24 protein-coding genes are annotated in these 20,658 nt (G+C 64.4%); 8 read left to right on the top strand and 16 right to left on the bottom strand.

Features of this window, described 5'->3' with window-relative positions; all coding sequences use genetic code 11:
* Positions 1–88: 88 nt before the first annotated feature.
* Complete coding sequence (locus AB4Z51_RS24075; protein ID WP_063980381.1) at positions 89–889, bottom strand: Crp/Fnr family transcriptional regulator; 801 nt, start codon at positions 887–889, stop codon at positions 89–91.
* Positions 890–1,334: 445 nt separating this feature from the next.
* On the opposite strand from AB4Z51_RS24075, the gene AB4Z51_RS24080 reads away from it, so the two are divergent.
* A complete protein-coding gene (locus AB4Z51_RS24080) occupies positions 1,335–3,005 on the top strand; it encodes a caspase family protein (protein WP_441498123.1) in 1,671 nt (556 codons plus the stop codon).
* Between the two features lie 51 nt (positions 3,006–3,056).
* Here the strand turns inward: AB4Z51_RS24080 and AB4Z51_RS24085 are convergent, their stop codons facing one another.
* The 4 genes from AB4Z51_RS24085 to AB4Z51_RS24100 all read right to left on the bottom strand — a co-directional run bounded on the left by AB4Z51_RS24085 (position 3,057) and on the right by AB4Z51_RS24100 (position 5,915).
* A complete protein-coding gene (locus AB4Z51_RS24085) occupies positions 3,057–3,476 on the bottom strand; it encodes a hypothetical protein (RefSeq protein ID WP_135213882.1) in 420 nt (139 codons plus the stop codon).
* 291 nt (positions 3,477–3,767) lie between these two features.
* Positions 3,768–4,553, bottom strand: coding sequence for a hypothetical protein (locus AB4Z51_RS24090; RefSeq protein ID WP_071908671.1), 786 nt, complete (start codon positions 4,551–4,553; stop codon positions 3,768–3,770).
* 80 nt (positions 4,554–4,633) lie between these two features.
* Positions 4,634–5,239, bottom strand: a complete 606-nt coding sequence (leuD, locus tag AB4Z51_RS24095; RefSeq protein ID WP_014490662.1) for a 3-isopropylmalate dehydratase small subunit — start codon at positions 5,237–5,239, stop codon at positions 4,634–4,636.
* 106 nt (positions 5,240–5,345) lie between these two features.
* On the bottom strand, positions 5,346–5,915 hold the full coding sequence (locus AB4Z51_RS24100; RefSeq protein ID WP_071908670.1) for a pyridoxamine 5'-phosphate oxidase family protein: 570 nt from the start codon (positions 5,913–5,915) through the stop codon (positions 5,346–5,348).
* A gap of 99 nt (positions 5,916–6,014) precedes the next feature.
* On the opposite strand from AB4Z51_RS24100, the gene AB4Z51_RS24105 reads away from it, so the two are divergent.
* Positions 6,015–6,818: a helix-turn-helix transcriptional regulator gene (locus tag AB4Z51_RS24105; protein WP_441498124.1), complete on the top strand. Its 804-nt coding sequence runs from the start codon at positions 6,015–6,017 to the stop codon at positions 6,816–6,818.
* A gap of 4 nt (positions 6,819–6,822) precedes the next feature.
* Here AB4Z51_RS24105 and AB4Z51_RS24110 read toward each other — a convergent pair whose 3' ends face one another.
* Positions 6,823–7,221 carry a metallopeptidase family protein gene (locus AB4Z51_RS24110; RefSeq protein ID WP_071908668.1) on the bottom strand — a complete coding sequence of 133 codons (399 nt, stop codon included), beginning with the start codon at positions 7,219–7,221 and terminating at the stop codon, positions 6,823–6,825.
* 166 nt (positions 7,222–7,387) lie between these two features.
* Between AB4Z51_RS24110 and AB4Z51_RS24115 the strand changes: the two genes are divergently transcribed.
* Positions 7,388–7,669 carry a hypothetical protein gene (locus tag AB4Z51_RS24115; RefSeq protein WP_063980388.1) on the top strand — a complete coding sequence of 94 codons (282 nt, stop codon included), beginning with the start codon at positions 7,388–7,390 and terminating at the stop codon, positions 7,667–7,669.
* Positions 7,670–7,718: 49 nt separating this feature from the next.
* Positions 7,719–7,979 (top strand): hypothetical protein, encoded by a 261-nt coding sequence (locus AB4Z51_RS24120; protein ID WP_441498125.1) that lies wholly within the window; start codon positions 7,719–7,721, stop codon positions 7,977–7,979.
* 10 nt (positions 7,980–7,989) lie between these two features.
* On the opposite strand, the gene AB4Z51_RS24125 is transcribed toward AB4Z51_RS24120, so the two are convergent.
* A complete protein-coding gene (locus tag AB4Z51_RS24125; RefSeq protein ID WP_441498126.1) occupies positions 7,990–8,289 on the bottom strand; it encodes a DUF1330 domain-containing protein in 300 nt (99 codons plus the stop codon).
* A gap of 166 nt (positions 8,290–8,455) precedes the next feature.
* On the opposite strand from AB4Z51_RS24125, the gene AB4Z51_RS24130 reads away from it, so the two are divergent.
* Positions 8,456–9,016: a hypothetical protein gene (locus AB4Z51_RS24130; RefSeq protein WP_208083910.1), complete on the top strand. Its 561-nt coding sequence runs from the start codon at positions 8,456–8,458 to the stop codon at positions 9,014–9,016.
* A gap of 51 nt (positions 9,017–9,067) precedes the next feature.
* On the opposite strand, the gene AB4Z51_RS24135 is transcribed toward AB4Z51_RS24130, so the two are convergent.
* The 7 genes from AB4Z51_RS24135 to ffh form a co-directional block, all read right to left on the bottom strand.
* Positions 9,068–9,277, bottom strand: a complete 210-nt coding sequence (locus AB4Z51_RS24135; protein ID WP_063980389.1) for a hypothetical protein — start codon at positions 9,275–9,277, stop codon at positions 9,068–9,070.
* A 94-nt stretch (positions 9,278–9,371) separates the two neighbouring features.
* Entirely contained in the window at positions 9,372–10,778 is a 1,407-nt protein-coding gene (gene leuC, locus AB4Z51_RS24140) for a 3-isopropylmalate dehydratase large subunit (protein ID WP_441498127.1), read from the bottom strand.
* Between the two features lie 322 nt (positions 10,779–11,100).
* Positions 11,101–11,481 (bottom strand): 50S ribosomal protein L19, encoded by a 381-nt coding sequence (rplS, locus tag AB4Z51_RS24145; protein WP_063980390.1) that lies wholly within the window; start codon positions 11,479–11,481, stop codon positions 11,101–11,103.
* A gap of 106 nt (positions 11,482–11,587) precedes the next feature.
* The gene (gene trmD, locus AB4Z51_RS24150) at positions 11,588–12,343 is read right to left on the bottom strand and encodes a tRNA (guanosine(37)-N1)-methyltransferase TrmD (RefSeq protein WP_135217131.1); all 756 of its coding nucleotides are present in this window, start codon (positions 12,341–12,343) and stop codon (positions 11,588–11,590) included.
* A 118-nt stretch (positions 12,344–12,461) separates the two neighbouring features.
* On the bottom strand, positions 12,462–13,031 hold the full coding sequence (gene rimM / locus AB4Z51_RS24155) for a ribosome maturation factor RimM (protein ID WP_135217130.1): 570 nt from the start codon (positions 13,029–13,031) through the stop codon (positions 12,462–12,464).
* Between the two features lie 9 nt (positions 13,032–13,040).
* Positions 13,041–13,373 (bottom strand): 30S ribosomal protein S16, encoded by a 333-nt coding sequence (gene rpsP / locus AB4Z51_RS24160; protein WP_063980395.1) that lies wholly within the window; start codon positions 13,371–13,373, stop codon positions 13,041–13,043.
* Between the two features lie 85 nt (positions 13,374–13,458).
* Positions 13,459–15,006: a signal recognition particle protein gene (gene ffh, locus AB4Z51_RS24165; protein WP_441498128.1), complete on the bottom strand. Its 1,548-nt coding sequence runs from the start codon at positions 15,004–15,006 to the stop codon at positions 13,459–13,461.
* 448 nt (positions 15,007–15,454) lie between these two features.
* Here ffh and AB4Z51_RS24170 point away from each other — a divergent pair, with 448 nt between their 5' ends.
* Entirely contained in the window at positions 15,455–16,519 is a 1,065-nt protein-coding gene (locus tag AB4Z51_RS24170; RefSeq protein WP_441498129.1) for an MBL fold metallo-hydrolase, read from the top strand.
* Between the two features lie 159 nt (positions 16,520–16,678).
* Here AB4Z51_RS24170 and AB4Z51_RS24175 read toward each other — a convergent pair whose 3' ends face one another.
* Positions 16,679–17,398, bottom strand: a complete 720-nt coding sequence (locus tag AB4Z51_RS24175; RefSeq protein WP_441498130.1) for an SIMPL domain-containing protein — start codon at positions 17,396–17,398, stop codon at positions 16,679–16,681.
* A gap of 5 nt (positions 17,399–17,403) precedes the next feature.
* Positions 17,404–18,147: a GyrI-like domain-containing protein gene (locus tag AB4Z51_RS24180; protein WP_441498131.1), complete on the bottom strand. Its 744-nt coding sequence runs from the start codon at positions 18,145–18,147 to the stop codon at positions 17,404–17,406.
* Between the two features lie 206 nt (positions 18,148–18,353).
* On the opposite strand from AB4Z51_RS24180, the gene dapF reads away from it, so the two are divergent.
* Together dapF and mtaB are read left to right on the top strand one after the other, a co-directional pair.
* A complete protein-coding gene (dapF, locus tag AB4Z51_RS24185; protein ID WP_135217125.1) occupies positions 18,354–19,229 on the top strand; it encodes a diaminopimelate epimerase in 876 nt (291 codons plus the stop codon).
* Positions 19,229–20,482 (top strand): tRNA (N(6)-L-threonylcarbamoyladenosine(37)-C(2))-methylthiotransferase MtaB, encoded by a 1,254-nt coding sequence (mtaB, locus tag AB4Z51_RS24190; protein ID WP_441498132.1) that lies wholly within the window; start codon positions 19,229–19,231, stop codon positions 20,480–20,482. The genes dapF and mtaB overlap by 1 nt, the downstream gene beginning before the upstream one ends.
* Positions 20,483–20,658 lie beyond the last annotated feature (176 nt).

Raw genomic sequence — 20,658 nt, forward strand, 5'->3', positions numbered from 1 at the left:
TTTTCCCCGCCAGGCGGACATCTTCTCGACGTCAAGAGGACTGCCGCTTGTGACCCATGCGGTCATCGCGGCGGTCAGTCCCAATCGCCTATTTTCCCGCCCGCGAAGCGGCTCTGGATTCGTCACCCGCGACGATGGCGCTTTCGCGGGACGGTGCATCGACAGGCTGCGGCGCCGCCAATTCCTGGCAATACATCTGATCGATCTTGCGCTGCATGAGCGCATAGCAATCGCATGCGACCTTCTCGAGCCGCGCCCGATGGATCTCGACAAACCCGCGCCGGTCGGACGGGACGGCGCCGGCATCGCGTAGCTTGCTCATCGTCAGGGTCACTGTCGTCCGTCGCACCCCAAGCAATTGCGCAAGCGCCTCGTGCGTCACCGGAAGCCGGTCATCGGGAACGCGGTCGTGCAGCTGCAGGAGCCACCGCGCCATGCGGCCATCGACCCGGTGCAGCGCGTTGCAGGCGGCGACGTGCTGGAGCTGCAACAACACCGCGCGGGCGTGGACTTGCACGACGTTCCTGATGGCGGCGCTTTGCGCAAAGGCCGCGCGAAACTTGGCGGCGGAAATCAGCGATGCTGTGCCGGCGATCCGAGCAATCGCGGTCACGGATGACAGCGACGGGCCGAGCACGGAGAACGAGGCCAAAGCGCCTTCCCGTCCCATCAAGGTGGTTGCGACCGTTTGCCCGTCCGGCATATCGATCATGAAGGCGATGGCGCCGCTATGGGGAAAATAAACCGGGTCGAGCTCATCGCCCGACCGCACCAGGATGGCATCGGGTTCGAACGAGACCTTCTGGAAGTAGGGCGTGAGCAAACCGAGATCCGCCGGCGGCAACGCCGCCAATAGTCGATTCCCGATGCCCGTGCGGTGGACGGTCATAGCGCTTTCCGGTGAACGAGCACCCAACGAACGACGGTAACCATCTATTTCGTTTGCCATGATTATCCGAAATACGAATTGGCGAAGGGCAACCATCCAAACAGAGCCATTCGTCGAGATCAAGCACGGACAATTGCGGAGACCTTGCCGGCATCCTCGCCGCGCAAACAGAGCCTTGCATACATCATACTATTGACGCCCTTTGCTACTGGGCGAGGTGCCACACGTGGTGATCGACCAGTGATTGTTGCGGCGGCGCGTGAGTTTGCCCTGGCCCGGGCGCTTCCGCGCCGATGCCGAGCTGCACCGGGATCGTCAGCTGCTTGTCGTCGGCTCGTCCCGATGACGGCCGTTTCGCCGAAGTCCGCGATCTCGGCTTTTCCCGTTGCGGTGGTGAACAGGGGTGCTACCCTCGAAACCATTGGTGGGTCCGGGCAATCTATTGATGCGTTTTTTTGGGGCAGCTGTCTTTCTCGTCATGTCGCTTTTGTCCGCTCAGCCCGCCCTTGCGCAGGCGCGGGTTGCGCTTGTCATCGGCAATGGCGCCTACGAGAAGGTGCCCGAGTTGCCGAACCCGACTCGCGACGCGGCCGACATCGGCCGCGCGCTGGAGCGGCTGGATTTCAAGGTCACTCAAGTCAAGAACGCCACCGCGCAAGAGATGAGGAAGGCCGTCGTTGAGTTCGGCCGATCCGCCGAAATGTCCGACATCGCCGTCGTGTTCTACGCCGGGCACGGCATGGAAGTCGGCGGCGAGAATTGGCTGATCCCGATCAGCGCCGAGCTGCGCAGCGATACCGACGCCGAAAGCGAGGCGATCAGCCTGCGTTCGGTGAGCCTTCAGGTTTCGAAGGCACGGAAGTTGGGCCTCGTGATACTTGACGCGTGCCGCAACAACCCTTTTGCCGCGAAGATGAAGCGCTCGTTGAGCACCCGGGCCGTGGCTCGCGGGCTCGCGCCGACGGAGCCGTCCGACAATGTCCTGATCGCGTATGCCGCCCGGGACGGCACCACGGCAAGCGACGGCGATGGCCGGAATAGCCCGTTCACGACGTCGCTGCTTCGCCACATCGAAACACCCGGCCTGGAGATATCGTTTCTGTTTCGCCGGGTTCGTGACGACGTGATGGCGGCCACCAGGCGCGAACAGCAGCCTTTCGTGTATGGCTCCTTGTCGAAGGAAGAGATTTACCTCAAGGCTCCTGCCGTCGCCGCTCAGGCACCAGCTGCATCAACTCCGGCGCCCGCAGCTCCTGCGGAAGACGAGAAGTTCTGGCAGGCTGTCCGGACGTCGACGGCGGCAGCTCTCTTTGAGGAGTTTCTCGCCAGATACCCCCGCAGCGACCACGCTGCCGAAGCCCGCCAGCGAATCAAGGATCTCAAGGCCAGCGAAGTTGCGGCGCTATCATCTCCGGCTGCTGCTCCGAAATCCGATGCGGGCGGACGCCAGGAGGCTGATGCCAGGCGCGCCGTACGAAATCCATTTACGCCCGACGACAACAAAAAGATCTCTGTCATCGCGGCAGCTCAGCAACTCGAATTGCCGAGCTTCGCCATCTCGTCCGAGCAGAACGATCCACTTAACGCCAATTCCAGGTTTGTCGGCGTGTGGTCCAACAAGCGTGGGTGGACCAATGGCAAGGGTCRCTACGCCATGCTGATCATCACGGAGGTCTCCGCGACGGGCTTGGCCAAAGGATACTACCTCTGGGGGCCGCCCACGAAACAGTCATGGGCGAAGGATGTGGCGGGATACAAATCGTTCGCCGAGTTCATTTCGAACGATAAATTCTCCATCAATGGAACGCCTGTTACGGCCAAGCTGGACAAGAACGTCCTTGCCCTGACTTCCGTCAATAAGGAGAAGCCGTCAGAGACCGCGAATATCGAGCTTCGTCCAGTCTGGCAGCTTGTGCCGGTGCCCGAGGATGCCGAGCCTCCGACCAAGCGCGATAAAACGTCGCGAGCTCATGCAGTCAAGAAAGAGAGCGCGGCCGAACCTGGCCCTCCGGGTCATGCCGGCGGAGCGAGTATGGAAGAGCGCTATCGCGCGTGCAGAAAGCTCGTGAAAGGATTTGCCCAGCGCGACGCATGCGCGCGAAACGGCACGATCTAGGACCTGATGACATTCCGCCGGCCGAACTGATATTTCGATCCAGACGACGCGTCAGCGCGGGGCGACGTCGGCCCGATCGAGCGACTCCAGCGTCGATGCATTGCCACAATAGCCGTGGTAGTTCTCCGCGGCGGTGCCCTCGGCGAGATCGCGGTCGCATTGTCCCTTGTGATTGCAGAGCGAGCAGACGCGCTCCATGTCGCGCAGCAGCAGCGGCTGCGCACGACCGAGCCTGTCTGCGCTGATGCCGAGCTGCTCGAGCATTTTCGGCAGCTCGTCGGCAGCGTGCTTGCCGTGACGGACCAGCTCCTCCAGATCGTCAGGCGCGATCCTGAGATCTTGCGCGATCCGGTCGAAATCGGCGCGATCGAGCTGCCGCATCTCGTTCATCTCGCGGCGATGCTTCAGCCAGGCGGCAAAGGACTCGATGAGGTCCTGAACGATCGGATAAGGCCTGCTTGCGGTGCTCATGGAAAGCTCCATTCGGGCGGCGGAATTGGAGCGAGATTAGGCACAATGGTGCAGAGGCGCGTTGCGCTGGATCAAATTTGGAAGCGTTGGAGTGTGGCGCGTTGGTGGTTGGTTTCGTGTCCCGGACGCGGTGCGGCGCGAAGTGCCGCTCCGCGGAGCCGGGACCCATCTCGCCGCATCTCCGGGCCCCGGCTCAGCAGCGCATCACCATAGCGCGTCGAAGACGCGCGTGAACGCGCTTATGGCGCTGCGCTGCGTCCGGGGCAGGAGAGCGCCGCGTAGCGGACTGAGTTACGCGAACCGCTCCGTCGCCCACGCATACAGGCTGCCCGGGATCGGCCTTTCGCCGCCGCGGCCCTTGGGCGAGATGTGCAGGCCGATGATCTCGGGGTTGGTGACGAGGCCGAGATAGCTCGAGGGATCGAAGAACAGCTTTGGTTCGGCATGCACGGCGTAGAACGATTGCTTCGGCAGCGCGTTCTGTAGTTCACCGGTGCGGCGCGCGAGCGCGGTCAGCGCTGCCGGCCCGAAGATCGCGACGCGAATGTCCGAGAGACGGTTCGAGCCCCCGCGCAGGCGACGCATCATGAAGGTGATGCGATGGCGCACCGACAGCCAGTTCGGCGTCAGCTCCTCCTGCTCCATCAGCTCCTCGAAGGCGGCAACGATGCCGTGCTCCGCCGGCAGATAGATCACGGAATTGCCGAGCTGGCGCGGCCGCTCCCAGGCGAAGTAGGGCTTTGCGGGATCGATCTCGACGGGTTTCAGCAGCAGCACGTCGGCATCGAGCCAGAGGCCGAGGTTCTTCGCCATCAGCTTCATGCGGAAGAAGTCGCTGAACTGCAGCGTGGTCCAGTCGCGCCAGCTGCCATCCGGCTGCGGCGGTCGCAATCGTTCGGAGAACGCGTGCGGCAGGATCGCCTCGGCATCCGCATTCCCGATGCCCGCGGGCAGGCCGGGAATGGTGTCGAAACTGTAGACCGTGACCTTGTGGCCGGCCGCGAGCTGCGAGCGCAGACAGGTCTGGCGCAGTGCGTCCATCGGGCCGTGCCAGAAGGTGACGATGTCGGGCAGCATGCGCGTCAATCTAGGGGTTAATCAGGGCAAAGAAAAAGCCCCGGCGCTCGTCGCACCGGGGCTCGAACTGGAGCTCGATCTCAGGCCCAGGCGCGCTCGCGCTTGAGCTTTTCCTCGTAGGTGTCGATCGAGGCCTTCTTCTCCATCGTCAGGCCGATGTCGTCGAGGCCGTTGATCAGGCAGTGCTTGCGGAACGGGTCGATCTCGAACTTGACCTTGCCGCCGTCGGGGCCGCGGATCTCCTGGTTCGGCAGGTCGATCGTCAGCGTCGCATTGGCGCCGCGCTCGGCGTCGTCGAACAGCTTGTCGAGGTCTTCCTGCGAGACGCGGATCGGCAGAATGCCGTTCTTGAAGCAGTTGTTGTAGAAGATGTCGCCGAACGAGGTCGAGATCACGCAGCGGATGCCGAAGTCGAGCAGCGCCCAGGGCGCGTGCTCACGGCTCGAGCCGCAGCCGAAATTGTCGCCGGCGACCAGCACCTTCGAATTGCGATAGGCGGGCTGGTTGAGGACGAAATCCGGATTCTCGCTGCCGTCGTCCTTGTAGCGCTGCTCGGAGAAGAGCCCCTTGCCAAGGCCGGTGCGCTTGATGGTCTTGAGGTACTGCTTCGGAATGATCATGTCGGTGTCGACATTGATGATCTTCAGCGGCGCCGCGACGCCTTCCAGCGTGGTGAACTTGTCCATTTCAGGCTTCCCGGTTTGAAGTCAGGGGAGGGCTATTTAGCCCGGTTGGCACACAAATCCTAGGCCGGATTCGGCAGGCCTAAGGGGCGTAAATCGAGGTTCGTCTTCAGCCTGGCGGAGCCATGCTGTCAGGGGCAAAGCCGGTCGGCAGGCCGTCGATGCTCTTCATGTTCTTCAGACCCCAGTATTTTCGCAAATTGTTGACACCCTGCGCCGTCCAGTAGCGCACGAGGCTGCCGCGTTCTTGTCTGTAGTCGAACAGCGGCACGCCCATACCGCATGACGTCTGCACGAGGTCGACCGAGAGGCGCACGATTTGGCGGGCGCCTGCCATGTCCTCGAAGTCAGGAACGAGATCGGAATATTCCGGCGTGCCGCGCATGAGCGATCGAGCCTGGCCATAGAGCCGCAGGATCATCGGGGCGCCGTCGAAGGCGCAAAACATGATGGTCAGCCGCTTGTCGTCGGAGGCGGTCAGATGCGCACGGGTCTCGCTGCCGCTGCCGGTGCAATCGAGGTAGGCGACGTCGCTCTCTCCCAGCACCCGGAATGACGACAGGCCCTTGGGAGACACGTTGATGCGTCCCTTCGGCGGGGCGCTCGCGACGAAGAAGATCTTCTGCCGTTCGATGAAAGCCCGGTGCTCGGGTTCGATCCTTGCGAATTGCCTGCCCATACCCGCTCGTCCTTTCCGCAGCGACGCTGCAGCGGCAAAGAATTAGCATGCCGATTATACCCGTTTAAGATTGTTCTTTATACTGGTATAAAAACCACCATGATGGGACCCGACTCGATCGCTCCAGCTCTCTCGCTCAGCGCGTTCCTGCGCGCGCTCCGGGAGCGCCAGTCTCCGGCAGAATTCGGCCTCGCCGCCGGAGCACGGCGGCGCACGCCCGGCCTCCGGCGCGAGGAGGTCGCTCAGCTCTGCGGATTGAGCGTCACCTGGTACACGTGGATCGAGCAGGGTCGCGATGTCTCCGTCTCGGCTTCGACACTTGCGCGCCTCGCACGCGGATTGCGCCTGTCACGAGCGGAGCGCAGCTATCTGTTCGAAGTTGGGGGCAAGCGCGATCCCGAGCGTCCCGGCCACAGGGATGATCCGCCTGAGGAGGTGCTGGCCTGCGTCGATGCGATCGATGGGCCGGCCTACATTCTCGATCGCACATGGGGTGCGCGTCGTTGGAATGCGAAAGCGTCCCGGTTGTTTGCCGGATGGCTCGATGCTGACGGCGAAAAAAATCTTCTGCGCTACATCTTCCTCAGGCCCGAGGCGCGAACACTGATCCTCGACTGGACCTCACGCGCGCAACGCGTCGTCGCAGAATTCCGCGCCGCTGTTACAGCCTATTCCGACGATCCGGACATTCGCCGGCTCGTCGAGGAACTGAGAGTTGGAAGCCCCGACTTCGAACGCTGCTGGGAGACGCAGGGGGTTCTGGCACGCGAAGGCGGCGAGCGTGCGTTCGATCATCCGACCATGGGACTGCTGCACTATCAGCAGGTGTCGCTGTCTCTCGCGGGCTGGTCCGACTATCGACTGACGATGCTTCTCGCTGCGCCAACCATACGCAACCGGTGACGTCCTACTCCGCCTGAGCCTCAATCGCCGCCATATCGTCGTCCGAGAGGCCGAAATGGTGGCCGATCTCGTGGATCAAGACGTGGCGGACGATGTGGCCGAGGCTCTCGTCGTGCTCGGCCCAGTAATCCAGGATCGGCCGGCGGTAGAGCCAGACCATGTTGGGTAGCCGCGCCACATCGCCCAGGCTCTGCTGGGGCAGGCCGACGCCCTGGAACAGGCCGAGCAGGTCGAACTCGCTCTCGCATTCCATCTCGTCCATGACTTCCTCGGTCGGGAAGTCGTCGACGCGGAGGATCACGCCCTCACAGAGGCCGCGAAATTCCGCCGGCAGGCGCTCGAAGATGTCGTGCGCCGTCGCTTCCATCTCGGCCAGCGAGGGTGCTTTCAATTCCGTCCACATGGGCTTTTCTTAGCGCGGGTTCCGTGGCGATGCATCCGGCTTTATAGGAGGCTACGGAGAGTTGACGCCGCGCGCGAAAACGGGGAGCGTACGGCGCCTCAAGGGGATAGTTCAGGTGGGTGGTGGTGCGATGCGGGCGGGAACAGCAGTACTGGTTCTACTTTGCATGGGGTTGTTTTCGCAATTTTGCGTCGGTGCGGAAGCCCAGACGGCCGGCGCCGGTGTCAGGCTGGCCCAGGCGGCCTCGCCAGACGACGTTCCGCCGCCGCGCAGGCGCCCGCCTGCCCGGCTGCGCGTCACGCCCTACTACGCTCCGGACGGCGTCTATCCGCGCTACTATCCGGGTCCCGATGCGGTCCGCGAGTGCAACGCGACCTATGTGCAGGAATATCGGCCGAGCGGCACGGTGATCGTGCCGCATATGAGCTGCTACTGGCGGCGGGGCTGACGCGCCTCAACGGCCGTGTGATGCCCGCATCTTGAGGGCGGAGTTCGTCATGACGAGATGGATTGCATTGGCCGTTGTCGCCGGGCTCGCAGCGGGTTTGCCTCGCGCTTCAACCGCGCAGAGTGTGACGAAGTCGGATGCCTCGGCCGGGACAGCGATTTTCGATACGAGACGGCACGCAAGACACCATGACGTTGCGCGGCGCTCAGCGCCCCATGATCCGCATTATTACGCGCGGCCCGTCTACTACCGTCCCTATCCCTACGGCGTGCCGGCACCGTTCGTGTTCGGCTACGGGCCGTGGTGGTGACGCCGTCGCGTTAGCCCGCCGGCGCGAATCCCCTGACCAGCAGCACGGTTGCCTGCGCGCCCGCCTTGCGATCGCGCGAGATCTCTTCGTAGTCCGGTGAATTCGAGAAGGCGAGGAATGCGGCCTCGTCGGGAAACGACATCATGACGAGCTTGTCGAATGGCCACGGGCCCTCGAGCACGCGCGGCTGCTCGTCGGCGGCGAGCAGCCGTCCATTGTACTTTCTGAACACGTCGAAAAACCGCGCCTGATAGCGGTCATAGGCCGCGCGGTCCGTCGTCTTCAATTGCGCGATCGCGTAGACGGTCATCTTTCGAATTCCTTTTGTCGTGGCACGGCGCCTCGGCAGGAAGCTTGTTCATTCACAAGGCGTTCACGTCGCTGTCCCTAATTTAATCTTGGGAGCGACTGCAATTGAACAGCGATGCGAGCGACGCTGCGCCGCAATGCTGCCGTTCAGATTCAGGGAGAATTCCATGCTGCGGATCTTGGATGCTCGGACAAGCTCGATACGCTTGCTCGGGCTTGCGGCCGTTGCCACGCTGATGCTGTCGGCCGGGACTGCACAACGTGCCGAAGCGATGACTCCGATCAATCCGACGCCGTTGCCGGCGGCGAAGGCTGCAAGCGACGACATGATCACCCAGGTTCGCCACGGTGGCGGCGGTGGTGGACATGGTGGCGGCTTCCATGGCGGTGGCGGTTTTCGTGGCGGTGGTTTCCATGGTGGCGGAGGGCATATCGGCGGTTTCCGCGGCGGTGGCTTTCGTGGCGGCCATATCGGCGGCTTCCGCGCCGCCCCCGCCTTTCATGGTGGCGGCTATCGCTACGGCGGATTTCGCCACTATGGCGGTTTTCATCGCTACGGGATCTATCGCCCGCATTACGGCTATCGCCACTTCCACCGGCGCTATTATTACGGCGGCTACTATCCCTACTACAACTATCCGCGCCGCTGCCGGGTGATCTGGACCTATTACGGTCCGCGCCGCGTCTGCCGGTGGCATCGCTGGCACTATCCTTACCGCTATTGGTAATCGCGATCGAAATGAAAAGGGCGCCTCGACGGCGCCCCTTGTTCGTGTGGCCTAGAGCCAATCCTTCAGCTTCCACGACGCCGGCTTCCACCGCGTCAAGTTCTCGAGCTTCCACTGCTTGATCATCGCCGGCGGCCAGCGGCTGAGCTTCGAGGTCTCCTCGACCTCGGGCTTGGCGACGATGGGCAAGGGCGTTGCGCGCCGCCGGTGCTGGCGCGTCGCCTCGCCGATCAGATCGACATATTCAGGCTTGTTGGCCATGCGCTGTGTCCTCGCGAAACCGTCGCGAGGACGCAGTGTCGGCGATGCCGATTAACGGCCGTTTGCCGCTTTAGCTCAAATTGCAGGGAGCGGCTTACCGCCACTCCCTGACGTCGACGAAGTGACCCGCGATCGCGGCGGCTGCCGCCATCGCCGGAGACACCAGATGCGTGCGGCCCTTGAAGCCCTGGCGGCCCTCGAAATTGCGGTTCGACGTCGAGGCGCAGCGCTCTTCCGGGGCCAGCTTGTCCGGGTTCATCGCGAGGCACATCGAGCAACCGGGCTCGCGCCATTCGAAGCCGGCCTTGATGAAGATCTTGTCCAGACCCTCAGCCTCGGCCTGCTCCTTCACGAGGCCCGAGCCCGGCACGACCATGGCGTTGACATGCGCTGAAACGGTCTTGCCTTCGGCAATCTTCGCCGCCGCGCGCAGATCCTCGATGCGGCCGTTGGTGCAGGAGCCGATGAAGATGCGGTCGAGCTTGATGTCGGTGATCTTCGTGCCCGCCGTCAGGCCCATGTATTTCAGCGCGCGGTGCTTGGAGAGACGCTTGGCCTCGTCCGCGATCTGATCCGGATCGGGCACGATGCCGGTCACCGAGATGACGTCCTCGGGCGAGGTGCCCCAGGTCACGATCGGCGGCAGCTTGGCAGCGTCGAGGCGCAGCCCGTGGTCGAAATGCGCGCCGTCGTCGGAGCGCAGCTTCTCCCAGTAGCGCATCGCCGCGTCCCAGTCCGCGCCCTTCGGCGCCTTCGGGCGGCCGCGCAGGAAATCGAACGCCTTCTGGTCGGGCGCAACCAGGCCGGCGCGCGCGCCGCCCTCGATCGACATGTTGCAGACCGTCATGCGGCCTTCCATCGACAACGCGCGGATCGCATCGCCGGCGTATTCCAGCACGTAGCCGGTGCCGCCGGCAGTGCCGATCTCGCCGATGATGGCGAGGATGATGTCCTTGCCCGTCACGCCTTCAGGCAATTTGCCGTCGACGGTCACGCGCATGTTCTTCGCCTTCTTCTGGATCAGCGTCTGCGTCGCCAGCACGTGCTCGACCTCGGAGGTGCCGATGCCGTGTGCGAGCGCGCCGAACGCGCCATGCGTCGAGGTGTGGCTGTCACCGCAGACGATGGTGGTGCCGGGCAGGGTAAAGCCCTGCTCGGGCCCGATGACGTGGACGACGCCCTGGCGCTTGTCGAACTCGTCGTAATATTCGATGCCGAATTGCTTGGCGTTCTCGGCCAGCGCCTTGATCTGCTCGATACTCTCCGGATCGGGATTCGGCTTGGTGCGATCGGTGGTCGGCACGTTGTGGTCGACGACGGCGAGCGTCTTTTCCGGCGAGTGCACCTTGCGGCCGGTGGCGCGCAGACCCTCGAACGCCTGCGGCGAGGTCACTTCGTGCACCAGATGGCGGTCGATATAGAGCAGGCAGGTGCCGTCGTCGGCTTCGTGCACCAGATGGTCGTTCCAGATCTTGTCGTACAATGTGGTCGGCTTGGACATGAGCTTCAGCTCCAGGAATGTTGTGGTGCGGATATGCGCGGTCACGCGCGGGCAACAAAATCGTCAGCGCAGCTTTTAGGCTGCGCGCGTAAGCTCTGACGTTGCCGAGGTCGCGAAGCGTCCGAAGAACCGGCCAGGCAGCCGCGAGCGATCGTCGATGACGATGCGCGTGACGGGGGCGAGGCTGGTCTGATCTGGAAACATTCCAAGAATATATAGCAGGCCGATTTGGAAGCGCGAGTGCTTTGACGCGCACGGCTGACGCAACAAAAAAGCGCGGGGTTTTGCCCCGCGCTCTCTAGAACTCGTCTGTAAACGGAGCTTACTCGTTGACGGCCTTGGCGTGCTCAGTCTTCTCGACGATGCGGGCCGACTTGCCGCGAAGGTTGCGGAGGTAATAGAGCTTGGCACGACGCACCTTGCCGCGGCGCACCACCTTGATCGAGTCGATCATCGGGGAGAGCAGCGGGAACACGCGCTCGACACCCTCGCCATAGGAGATCTTGCGGACGGTGAAGCTCTCGTTGAGGCCGCCGCCGGAACGGCCGATGCAGACGCCTTCATAGGCCTGCACGCGGGTACGGTCGCCTTCGACGACCTTCACGTTGACGATCACGGTGTCACCGGGACCGAATTCCGGAATCTCCTTGCTGGCGGAGAGCTTGTCGAATTGCTCTTTTTCGAGCTGTTGGATCAGGTTCATGGGTATCTCCATCGGCGCGCCCAGCCGCAGGACGGGGGCTGCGCGAAATTCGTTGATCCAGCTATTGCGGATGTGGCCGCTCCTATAAGGCAAGCCGGAGCGTTTGTCACCCGTCTGTCTTGTTTTTTGGCGTTTTTTGGCGTCTGGCTCGATTCGGGGCTTTGGCCGGGATTTTGGCCCACAAATCAGGCCGCCGGGCCGCGGTCAGGGCCTCGGATTGTGCCCGCCGCCAGGCTGCAACCTTGGCGTGGTCGCCGGAGGTCAGGGTCTCCGGGATCGGAGCCCCCTCGAACAGCTGCGGGCGGGTGTATTGGGGGTACTCGAGGAGGCCCTCCGAGAAGCTTTCCTCGGTTCCCGAGGCCTCCTTGCCCATCACGCCGGGCAACAGCCGGACGCAGGCGTCGATCAGGGCTAGAGCGGCGATTTCGCCCCCGGACAGCACGTAGTCGCCGATCGAGACCTCCTCCAGGCCCCGTCCGTCGATCACCCGCTGGTCCACGCCCTCGAACCGTCCGCAAACGATCAGGGGACCCGGACCCTCGGCCAGTTCCATCACCCGGGCCTGGGTCAATGGCCGACCCCTCGGGCTCATCAGCAGTTTCGGCCGGTCCGGGCTGATCTCGACGGCATCGATCGCTGCCGCCAGAACATCGGCCCGCAGCACCATGCCGGGTCCGCCGCCGGCCGGGGTGTCATCGACGCTCCGATGCCGGTCGGTGGCCGAGGCCCGGATGTCCCGCGCCTCGAGCTCCCAGAGCCCGCCAGCCAGCGCCCGGCCGGCCAGGCTCACGCCGAGCGGCCCCGGAAACATCTCCGGAAACAGCGTCAGCACCGTCGCGCGCCAGGGTGAGGAGGTCGTCATTGCTTCCCGATCTCGTCGTCCCGGGGCGCGCGGAGCGCGAGCCCGGGACCCATAACCATCGCACTTCGTTTTGCGATGATCGAGGCTACCAGCTTAGCCAAAAAACCACGGCCTGCGATTATGGGTCCCCGCCTTCGCGGGGACGGCCCGTGGATAGGGCTTCGTCCTTGTCCTCACCCTCGATCTCCTGCGGCAGCGCGATCACGACGCGTCCGCCTGTGAGATCGACTTCCGGCACCACCGCGTTTGTAAACGGCAGCAGCATCGTCGTGCCCTTTGCAGATCCTTTGGGGGGAGCGATCTCGATGATGTCGCCGGCGCCGAAATTGTGGATCGCGAGCACGCGGCCGAGCGCGTCGCCGTCGGTGGTGACGGCGGCGAGCCCGATCAGGTCGGTGTGGTAATATTCGTCCGCATCGGTCGCGGGCAGCTTTTCGCGCGCGACGTAGAGCTCAATGCCGTTGAGGCGCTCGGCCTCATCGCGGGTCGTGACGCCCTTGAACGTCGCGACCAGATGATCCTTGGCCTCGCGTGCCTGCGCAACCTCGAACTGGCGCTTGCCGTCTTTCGCGAGAAGCGGACCGTAGCGTTTGATGGCAAAGGGATCTTCGGTGAAGGTCCACAGCTTGACCGCACCGCGCACACCATGCGCGGCGCCGATCCGCGCGACGCAGACCAGCGCCGACATGGTCTGACCTTAACCCTTCGCGGCGGCTTCGGCCTGCGCCTTGCGCTCCTTGCGCGGCACGGCCTTCTCAGGGTTGTTGCGCGCTTCGCGCTTCTTGACGCCGGCGGCGTCGAGGAAACGCGCCACGCGGTCCGACGGCTGCGCGCCCTTGGCGACCCAGGCCTTCACCTTGTCCATGTCGAGCTTGAGGCGGGCCTCGTTGTCCTTCGGCAGCAGCGGGTTGAAATAACCGAGACGCTCGATGAAGCGGCCATCGCGGGGAAAGCGCGAATCGGCGACGACGACGTGATAGACGGGGCGCTTCTTGGTGCCTGCACGAGCGAGGCGGATAACGACGGACATCTGGTTCTCCTTCAAAGTACAGTTTGTTCGGTTGATTGGTATTCCGCGTCGCGCGAGATGCTTAGGATCCCTCGCGACGAATTCCTCATTTCTTCTTGCCCGGAAATCCGCCGAGGCCCGGCAGCGTCGGCTTGCCGCTCAGCCCGGTCAGTCCGGGAACGTTGGGCAGGCCGGTGCGCAGACCAGCGGGCAAATCCTTCGGCAGGCTGGGCAGACCCTGCCCGCCGCCGCTCTGCATCTTCTCCTGCAACGCCTTCATCTCTTCCGGTGAGGGCGGCTTCATGCCGCCGCCAAAGCCCATCGCCTGTGCGATGCCGGCGAGCGGGCCGCGCTTGCCCGAGCCCATGGCCTTCATCACGTCGGCCATGTTCCGGTGCATCTTGAGCAGCTTGTTGACCTGCTCGACGCTCTGGCCGCTTCCTGCGGCGATGCGCTTCTTGCGGCTGGCCTTGAGCAGGTCGGGATGACGGCGCTCGTCGCGCGTCATGGAATCGATCACCGCAACCTGGCGCTTCAGGATCTTGTCGTCGATGCCGGCGGCCGCGATCTGGCTCTTCATCTTGGAGATGCCGGGCATCATGCCCATCAGCCCGCTGATGCCGCCCATATTCGCCATCTGCAACAGCTGCTCGCGCATGTCGTTGAGGTCGAACTGACCCTTGCGCATGCGCTCGGCGGTGCGCGCGGCCTTTTCGGCGTCGATGTTGGCGGCGGCACGTTCGACCAGCGACACCACGTCGCCCATGCCGAGGATGCGGCCGGCGATACGATCGGGGTGGAAATCTTCCAGCGCGTCGGTCTTTTCACCGGTGCCGATCAGCTTGATCGGCTTGCCGGTGACGGCGCGCATCGACAGCGCCGCACCGCCGCGGCCGTCGCCGTCGACTCGTGTCAGCACGATGCCGGTGAGGCCGACGCGCTGATCGAACGCGCGCGCAAGATTCACTGCGTCCTGGCCGGTGAGGCTGTCGGCGACCAGCAGCACTTCATGCGGATTGGCGGCGGCTTTGATCGCCGCTGCTTCCGCCATCATGTCTTCGTCGAGCGTGGTGCGGCCGGCGGTATCGAGCAGCACGACATCGTAGCCGCCAAGCTTGCCGGCCTCCAGCGCGCGCTTCGCGATCTGAGCCGGCTGCTGGCCGGCGACGATCGGCAGCGTCGGAATGTCGAGATCGCGCCCGAGCACAGCCAGCTGCTCCATCGCCGCCGGGCGATAGATGTCGAGCGAAGCCATCAGCACCTTGCGCTTGTCGCGCTGGACCATGCGGCGGGCGAGCTTTGCGGTGGTGGTGGTCTTACCGGAGCCTTGCAGGCCGACCATCATGATCGGAACCGGCGGCACGGAATTGATGTCGATGGTCTGGCTTTCGGCGCCGAGCGTGTTGATCAGCTCGTCATGGACGATCTTGACCACCATTTGGCCGGGCGTGACCGACTTGACGACGGTGGCGCCGATCGCCTGCTCGCGGACGCGCTCGGTGAAGCTGCGGACCACTTCGAGCGCGACGTCGGCCTCCAGCAGCGCGCGGCGCACCTCGCGCATCGCGGCGTCGACGTCCTTTTCGGTCAGCGCACCGCGCCCCGTCAGACGATCGAGAATGCCACCAAGCCGTTCCGACAGATTGTCGAACAATGCCGTTGTCCCTTGTCCTGCTCGCGCAGGGTTGCCGCGTTCACCATCGTCATGCCCCGGCTCGACCGGGGCATCCAGTACGCCGCGGCACCTCGGTTCAGCCGAGCTGCCTCTGGGATACTGGATCGCCCGATCAAGTCGGGCGATGACCACTTCCTGAGCAAGCGATCTTCCAAACACCTTTGCGCCCGAGGGCGCACAGCGCTGTCGGGCGTTGGCCTCTGGCCTCCAGGGCCAGTGGGCGGGTCGAAAAGAAAGCCTTTCCGAGAAAGTGGCGGGGTTAAACGCCGCTCCCGCCCAAAAGTCAAGGAAAGTTAGGGTGCCGGGGGGCCTTTGCCAGGGCAAGGCCCTGAGAATACGGAACTTTTGGCGGCCGGTTCCTTTTGCCTGGGCTCCGCCCATATAGGAGATGATGACTTACCAACGTTACCATCCCTGAAGCCCGCTTGTGCCGATCACCCGCCGCCRCCTCTTTGGATCGCTCGCCGGTGGCGCCGCGCTGGTTGGTGTTCCGCCCCTCTGGATGTCCCGCATGAAAACCTATGACGGCCTGGTCTCCGACCATTTTGAYGGCCTGACCTTCTTCGATCCCGACGGGGCGCCGCCGAGATCGCTCGGCGAGGTGCTGCGGTGGCAATTAGGTGGCCGGGGGCAGCGCGCGGACTGGCCCGACTGGGTGCCCAACCCCTATGCCGACACGCCGCCGCAGCGCGTCGAGGGCGACAACGTGCGGCTCTCCTTCGTCGGCCACGTCAGCTGGCTGGTCCAGGCCGGCGGCCTCAACATCCTCGTCGATCCCGTCTGGTCCTCGCGGGTCTCGCCCGTCAGCTTTGCCGGACCGAAGCGGCACAACGACCCCGGCATTGCGTTCGAGAAGCTCCCGAAGATCGACGTCGTGTTGGTCTCGCACGGTCATTACGATCATCTGGATATTGCGACGCTGTCGCGGCTTGCCAAGAACTTTGCGCCGCGCGTGGTGACGCCACTCGGCAATGACGTGACGATGCGCAGCGCCGACTCGTCGATCAAGGCGGAGGCGTTCGATTGGCACGACCGCGTCGAGCTCGGCGGCGGCATCGCCGTGACGCTGGTGCCGACCCGGCACTGGTCGGCGCGCGGCATGTTCGATCGCAACAAGGCGCTGTGGGCGAGTTTCGTGCTGGAGACGCCTGCGGGAAAAATCTACGTCGTCTGCGATTCCGGCTATGGCGACGGCGGGCATTTCCGCCGCGTCGCGGAGAAGCACGGGCCGCTGCGTCTGGCGATCCTCCCGATCGGCGCCTACGAACCGCGCTGGTTCATGCGCGACCAGCACATGAATCCGGAAGACGCCGTGAAAGCGCTGGCCGATTGCGGCGCGCAAGCCGCGCTCGGGCATCATCACGGCACGTTCCAGCTGACCGATGAAGCGATCGACGCGCCGGCCAAGGCGCTGGTCGAAGCGTTGGATGCCGCGAAGCTTCCGCAGGAACGGTTCGTGGCGATGCAGCCGGGACAGGTGGTGGAGATCTAAATCCATCCACGTACACAACTTGCCCCGGACGCAGCGCAGCGTCTCTTCGACGGTACGGCTGCAGAGCCGGGGCCCATGCAGCAGCACGTGCCGTTGGCTTTCTGGGTCCCGGCTCTGCGCAGCAGCGTTTCACGCTGCAGCGCGTCCGGGACACGAGACTTACTTGCCCTCAGGGCGAATAATCGCCCAGCTCACATTCACCGTCACCGACAGCGTTTCCTCGCCCGGGGCGACTGCCGCGGGCGCCGCCATCGGCGCGGTCGCCATTCTTGCCTTGAACAGCGGCACCGGAGCGCCGCCCTCGGATACGCTGAGCGGCGAGCCGAGCGTGACGCCGGTGGCCTTGGCGTAGATCTCGGCCTTGCGGCGGGCGTCCACGACCGCCTGTTCGCGGGCGTCGTCGAGCAGCTTTGAGGCCTGCGTCACCTCGAAGGAGATGTTGCCGATGTCGTTGGCGCCGGCGCCGACCAGCGTGTCGATGATGCCAGCGACCTTGGTCACGTCGCGGATCTTCACGGTAACGCGGTTAGAGGCGCGGAAGCCGACCACGGGCGAAGCGCCGGTGGATTTGTTCTGGCCGTATTGCGGCTGCAAGGACAGGCGCGAGGTCTGATAGTCCTTCTCGGCAATGCCGGCGCCCTTCAGCGCCAGCAGCACCTTGCCCATCGCGGCGTTGTTGGCGTCGGAGGCTTCCTTCGCCGTCTTGGCGTCGTTGGCGACGCCGGCATCGATCTGCGCGAGATCGGGCGCCGCGGAAATCGTGGCTTCGCCGCTCACCGAGATCGCGGAGGGAAAATCGTCCGCGCGTGCGGGCGTCGCCAGCAGCGTGGCGGCGACAGCGGCGGCAATAGACGTAAAAAGGACGGCAGGCTTCTTCATCTCTCTCACTTCAATGGCACGAACACGTTGATCACGAGCTTGTCCTCGGCCGTCTTCAGGGGATCGGTGAGGTACTCCTCGATAAAGGTGTCCTTGGCTTCCAGCTTCTTGTCGTCGAGGTGATTGGTGATCGCCTCATAGGTGTTGTCCATGTTGTCGTAGGAGCCGCGATGGACGAATTTCAACGCCTTGCCTTCCGGCGATTTGCCGATGCTCATGTCCTTGGGCAGGTTCTTCGGGTCCTGCTCGACCGGGATCTCGGCCAGGAAGGTGAAGCCGGTGTCGTCGGTCGAGGTGTAGACGATCATCGAATTGCCGGCGGGCTTGATGCCCTGCTTGTCCAGCAGCGTGTTCAGCGCCTTGAAAGCGTCGATCAGCGTGTCGAAGGCCGAATCCCAATTGGCAGTGCCCTTGACCATCACGACCTTCTTCGGCTCGAGCGTGGTCTCCAGGCCAAAGGGATCGGCGGTCTGCACCGGGGCAGGCGTCGCGGCCGCAGCGGGCGGCGGGGCCGCCGGAGCGGGTGAGGGCGAAGCGCTGGCCGCAGGCGATGGCGCCGCCGCGGGCGCAGGTGCGGGCGCAGGGGCCGCACTTGCGGCCGGGGAGGGCGAGGCCGACGGAGCCGGCGAAGGGCTGGCCGACGCGGCGGGCGCCGGGCTCGGGGTCTGCGCCAGAGCGCCGGGCACGCCAAACGACATGGTCGCTGCCGGGATCAGCGCGAGCAGTGCGAGGCGACAAAAACGATTCATTCTATTCTCCCCAAGGGCTTATGCGCCAAGGCCTTACGTCCCCAAGGCCCTGAGCCGGCCGCGCGTCCCGGATTGCGCGAACTGCGCCGTTCTAACACGCGAGTGCCGAATTCGTCCCATGACAGATGCGTCATGGCCATGGCGGCAAATCACTGGCCAAGCCGCCAAGGATCGCCATATAAGGCAGGCGAAATTCGGGACATTTCATGAGCGCTCTGGCCAACCACGCATTTGCCAAGATGAACGGCATCGGCAACGAGATCGTCGTTGTCGACATGCGTGATTCCGCCGCGCCGGTGACGCCGGACGACGCCCGCGCGGTCGCGTCCGCGCCGGGCGGCGTGCCCTACGACCAGCTCATGGTGCTCCGGAAGCCGCGGTTCGACGGGACCGAGGCCTTCATCAGCATCTACAACAATGACGGCTCCGAGGCCGGCGCCTGCGGCAACGGCATGCGTTGCGTGGTGCGGCGGATCTTCGAGAAGACCGGGCAGACCACGGCAACGTTCGAGACCGCCGCAGGCCTGCTCAATTGCTGGCAGGGCCCGGCACCCGATCTCTACACCGTCGATATGGGCGCGCCAAAATTCGGCTGGCAGGAGATTCCGCTGGCGGAAGAGTTTCGCGACACCCGCTACATCGAGTTGCAGATCGGGCCGATCGACAATCCGATCCTGCATTCGCCCTCGGTGGTGAGCATGGGCAATCCGCATGCGATCTTCTGGGTCGAGGACGTCAACGCCTACGATCTCGAGCGTTTTGGCCCGCTGCTGGAAAATCATCCGATCTTCCCCGAACGTGCCAACATCACGCTCGCCCATATCGTCGATCCCCAGCACATCACGATCCGCACCTGGGAGCGTGGCGCGGGCCTGACCAGAGCTTGTGGTTCGGCGGCCTGCGCGACCGCGGTCGCTGCCGCGCGGCTGAAGCGCACCGAGCGCAATGTCGAGATCACGCTGCCCGGCGGCAAGCTCGGGATCGAATGGCGTGAAAACGACGACCACGTGCTGATGACGGGCCCCGCGACCTTCGAATATGAGGGCTCCTTCGATCCGGCGCTGTTCGCGCCGGTCGGCTGATGGCCGTCGACGTCGTCACCTTCGGCTGCCGCCTCAACGCCTTCGAGGCCGAGCTGATCCGCCGCGAGGCCGAGGGCGCGGGCCTCTCCGACACCATCGTCATCAACAGCTGCGCCGTCACCAACGAAGCGGTGGCGCAGGCGCGCCAGTCGATCCGTAAATTGAAGCGCGAACGGCCGGGCGCACGCATCGTCGTCACCGGCTGTGCGGCGCAGACGCAGAGCCGGATGTTCGCAGACATGGCCGAGGTCGATCGCGTCCTCGGCAATGACGACAAGATGCGCGGCGAAGCCTGGCGCGATGCGCGTGCCGCGTTCGATCTCGGTGCGAGCGAAAAGATCGCCGTCAGCGACATCATGGCGGTGAAGCAGATGGCGCCGCATCTGATCGACGGCTTTGCGAGCGGCCTGCCGCGCGTGTTCGTGCAGGTGCAGAACGGCTGCGACCATCGCTGCACGTTCTGCATCATCCCCTATGGCCGCGGCAATTCACGCTCGGTTCCGATGGGCGCGGTGGTCGATCAGGTACGGGCGCTCGTTGCGCGCGGCCATGCCGAGATCGTGCTGACCGGTGTGGACCTCACCAGCTATGGCGCCGACCTGCCGGGTGCACCGAGACTCGGCATGCTGACCAAGCAGATCTTGCGGCATGTGCCGGAGCTGAAGCGCCTGCGTATCTCCTCGATCGATTCGATCGAGGCCGATGCCGATCTGCTGGATGCCATCGGCGACGATGCGCGCCTGATGCCGCATTTGCACCTGTCGCTGCAATCCGGCGACGACATGATTTTGAAGCGCATGAAACGGCGGCATTCGCGCAACGATGCGATCGCGTTCTGCGACCAGGTTCGCCGCCTGCGTCCGGATATCGCCTTCGGCGCCGACATCATCGCGGGCTTTCCGACCGAGACCGAGGAGATGTTTTCGCGCTCGCTGGATCTCGTGGAGGAGTGCGGTCTGACGTTCCTGCACGTCTTCCCGTATTCGCCACGGCCCGGCACGCCGGCCGCGCGGATGCCGCAGGTCGCGGGCGGTGCGATCAAGGAGCGTGCGAAGCGGCTGCGTACGGCGGGCGAAGCGGCGTTACGACGGCGGCTGCAAGCGGAAGTGGGTACGACGCGCGATGTGCTGATCGAGAGCGACAGCCAGGGCCGCACGGAGCATTATCTGCCGGTGGCGGTTGCGGGCGAACGTGTTGGCCGTGTGGTGCCGCTGATGATTGCCGGCAGCGATGGCGAGCGGTTGACCACATAAGCAGTGCTTGCTTCCTTCTCCCCTTGTGGGCCTGTTGCGTTATCGGCTCTTGAGGCTGAAGACGTCAGGAGCGAGTGCCCTGGTCCCGGCAATTGCCTGGCAAGATCTGTAGTTGTCGCCCTGAGCGGGCAGCTCACGCGGCGATCGTGGCCCACCGCCTCATGTTGAAGGCGATC

This window comes from Bradyrhizobium sp. 2TAF36 (assembly GCF_052114925.1).
GTDB classification, from domain to species: Bacteria; Pseudomonadota; Alphaproteobacteria; order Rhizobiales; family Xanthobacteraceae; genus Bradyrhizobium; species Bradyrhizobium barranii.